The 3624-nt window shown below is 64.5% G+C and carries 3 protein-coding genes; all 3 read left to right on the top strand.

Translation table 11 applies throughout. From position 1 onward, the window contains the following. On the top strand, positions 1-2805 hold a 2805-nt coding region (locus tag AC16XC_RS08485; RefSeq protein ID WP_484034215.1), incomplete at its 5' end, for a M16 family metallopeptidase. Positions 2806-2883: 78 nt separating this feature from the next. Further along, positions 2884-3120, top strand: a complete 237-nt coding sequence (gene purS / locus AC16XC_RS08480; protein ID WP_484034214.1) for a phosphoribosylformylglycinamidine synthase subunit PurS — start codon at positions 2884-2886, stop codon at positions 3118-3120. A gap of 56 nt (positions 3121-3176) precedes the next feature. Beyond that, positions 3177-3624, top strand: a 448-nt coding sequence (purQ, locus tag AC16XC_RS08475; protein ID WP_484034216.1) for a phosphoribosylformylglycinamidine synthase I, incomplete at its 3' end; no start/stop codon positions are given.

Genomic DNA, 3624 nt, shown 5'->3' with positions numbered 1-3624 from the left:
GCGCAGCAGCCGCTGTCCGCCCAATCCTTCGACGCCTCGGCCGAGCCCACATGGGCGTTCGAGGAAAGCGATCTTCCGCTCGACCCGGACTTCCTGTTCGGTACGCTCGACAACGGGATGCGCTATGTCGTCCGCCACAATGCCACGCCGCCGGGCCAGGGGCTGGTGCGGCTCCATATCGATGCCGGATCGCTGTCCGAGTCCGATACCGAGCTCGGCTATGCGCATTACATCGAACATATGGCCTTCAACGGTTCGACCAATGTGCCCGAAGGAGAGATGGTCAAGCTGCTCGAACGCGAAGGGCTGGCTTTCGGGGCCGACACCAACGCTTCGACCAATTTCGACGTCACGCTCTATATGCTCGACTTGCCGCGCAACGACCCCGGACTGCTCGACACCGCTTTGATGCTGCTGCGCGAAACCGCCAGCGAACTGACGTTTGCGCCAGAGGCGGTCGAGCGCGAGCGCGGCGTGGTGCTCGCCGAGAAACGGACGCGGGATACCTATGCGCTGCAGAATGTCGTCGATTCGCTGGAATTCCACTATCCCGGATCGCAGCTCGCGGCTCGGTTCCCGATCGGCGAGAACGAGACCCTCAACGCCGCCAGTTCCGATAGCCTGAAGGCATTGTGGGACAAGCTCTACACGCCCGGGAACGCAACCCTGATCGTGGTCGGCGATTTCGATCCCGAAGAGGTTCAAGCCATGATCGAACGGCGCTTTGCCGACTGGGCGCCCGAACCGCGGCACGAGCAGCCGTCGGCCGGCCCGATCGACCCCGGACATCGCGGCCTGACGGATATCTTCATCCATCCCGCGCTGCCCGAGAGCGTCACCGTTTCACGCAACGGCGCCTGGCTCGACGAGCCCGACACGGTCGCCCAGCGCCAGCAGGATGTGCTGCGGCAGATCGGCTACGGGATCGTCAACCGGCGCTTCCAGCGCATCTCGCGGCAGCAGGATGCCCCGTTTCGCAGCGCGCAACTGACCACGGGCGGTGTCTTCCGGGCGGGACGGACCACCAGCCTGACCGTCGTCACCGGCAATGGCGAATGGGACGCGGGGCTCTCGGCCGCCGCCGCCGAATATCGCCGCTCGGTCGAACTCGGCTTCAGCGAGGCCGAAGTCGCCGAACAGGTCGCCAATTTGCGCACGGCAATAGAAAACTCCGTCGCCAGTGCGCAGACGCGCAGCAACGGGGCGCTGCTCCAGGGAGCGCTTGCGCTCGTCCAGGACGACAGGATTCCGACAACCCCGCAAAGCGGGCTCGATCGCCTGAACGCGATGATCGACTCGATCACGCCGGGAAACGTCCTCGCGGCCTTGCTGGACGAACTGGTCCCGCTCGACGATCCGCTGATCCGCTTTACCGGTCCCACCGCTCCCGACGGCGGCGAAGCGGCCCTGCGAGCCGCGTGGGACGAGGCAATGGCCGCGGCGCTGGTCGATACCGAAGAGACCGCCGCAATCCCGTTCTTCTATACCGATTTCGGGCCCGCCGGAACGGTCGTGTCCGATAATGTCGAACCGCTGCTCGGGATCCGCCGGATCCGCTTCGACAACGGACTCATGCTCAATCTCAAGCAGACCGACCTGCAAGACGATCGGGTGCTGGTCAGGCTCAATGTCGACGGCGGCAACCTGCTCAATACAAGGGACAATCCGCTGGCGACCCAGCTGGTCTCGGGCTTGCCGATCGGCGGCCTCGGCAAGCACAGCCAGGACGAACTCCAGTCGATCCTCGCCGGACGCAGCGTGGCGCTGGCCATCCGTTCGAACGAGGAAACATTCGCTTCGACCAGCAGCACCACGCCGCGCGATCTCGAATTGCAGCTGCAGCTGCTTGCCGCGCTGCTCACCGATCCCGGCTATCGCACCGAGGGCGAAATCCAGTTCCGGCGCAACATTGCGGACTTTTTCTCGCGCAAGGATGCGACCCCCTCGCTGACCCTTGGCAATGCGCGGGAGGGCATCCTGTCCGATCGCGATCCGCGCTTCAGCCTGCTGGACCAAGAGGCCTATCTCGCGCTCGATTTCGCCAAGCTCAGGCAGGACATTTCCGATCGCCTTGCCAATGGCGCGCTGGAACTGGCCTTGGTGGGAGATTTCGACCCGGACCTGGCCATCGCCATTGCAGCCCGCACGCTGGGCGCGCTGCCGCAGCGCGAGGCCGAGTTCCGGCCCTACACCGAAAACCGCGACCGCAGCTTCACCGGCGACCGTACCCGGCGTGTGCTGTATCACGAGGGCGAGGCCACGCAGGCGCTGCTCGAACTGGCCTGGCCAACCCGCGACGACAGCGACCCGGTCGAGAATGTGAAGCTGGGTCTGCTCGAGCGGGTCGTCAGGCTCGAACTGCGCGATCGCCTGCGGGAGGAACTGGGCAAGACCTACTCGCCCGGCGTGAATGCAAGCCAATCGCATACCTATCCGGGCTATGGCACTTTCATCGTCTCCGCCGAGATCGATGTCGCCGATGTCGCTGCGGCACGGCAGGCAATGCTCGATACGGTTGCCGGGCTTGTATCCAACCCGATCGACGAAGACCGATTGCTGCGGGCGCGCCAGCCGCTCATCGAGCGGCTCGAAAATTTGCTCAAGACCAATGGCGGCTGGATGAACCTGGTTGACCGGGCGCAGGCCGAGCCCGAGCAGATCGAACGGTTCGTCAACGCCAAGGCGATTGTCGAGCGGATTACTCCCGATGAGATCATGGCAGTCGCGCGGAGCTATCTCGATCCCGGCCAGGGGCTGGAAATCCTGGTCCTGCCGCGCGAAGCAGCTCAAGCCGGGGACGAATGAACAGGCCTGCTTGCGCGGCAAGGCTACGGGAGGCATAGGGCGCGCGAGTCTCCCATCCCGAACGCGAAAGAGCCCCGCATGAAGGTCAGAATCTATGTCAGCCTCAAGCCTGGGGTGCTCGACCCTCAAGGCCGCGCGATCCATCATGCGCTTGAGGGGTTGGGCTTTTCCGGCGTCAGCGATGTCCGTGCCGGGCGGCTGATCGAGCTGGAGGTGGACGACAGCGTGACCGACGAGGCGCTCGACGAAATGTGCCGCAAGCTGCTCGCCAACATGGTAATCGAGAATTACCGCATCGAGAGGGTCGCCCAGTGAGCTTCAGGGGAGCCGTGATCACCTTCCCCGGCTCCAATTGCGACCGGGACCTGGCAATGGCGCTGGAAGACGTCTCGGGTGTCCCAGCCATCCGCGTTTGGCATGGCGATTCCGAACTGCCCGAAAGGCTCGATTTCATCGGCATTCCCGGCGGATTTTCCTATGGCGATTACCTGCGATCGGGCGCGATTGCCGCGCGTAGCCCGATCATGCGCGCGGTGGTCGAAGCCGCCGGGCGCGGAGTTCCCGTCTTTGGCGTGTGCAATGGCTTCCAGGTCCTTACCGAAAGCGGCCTGCTGCCGGGCGCGCTGATGCGCAATGCGAGCCTCAACTACATCTGCCGCACGGTTCCCCTGCGGGTGGAAAACAGCCAGTCGCTGTTCACCTCGGGCTATGAGAGCGGCCAGGAAATCCGCATTCCGGTGGCGCATCACGACGGAAACTATTTCGCCGATGAGGCCACGCTCGACCGGCTCGAAGGCGAAGGCCGGGTTGCGTTCCGCT

This window comes from Candidatus Andeanibacterium sp. (assembly GCF_057143545.1).
This window is presented reverse-complemented; position numbering and strand designations above follow the sequence as displayed.

Excerpts from the sequence above, each read along its gene's own strand:
- purS (WP_484034214.1), top strand. The coding sequence starts at position 2,884 with ATGAAGGTCAGAATCTATGTCAGCCTCAAGCCTGGGGTGCTCGACCCT.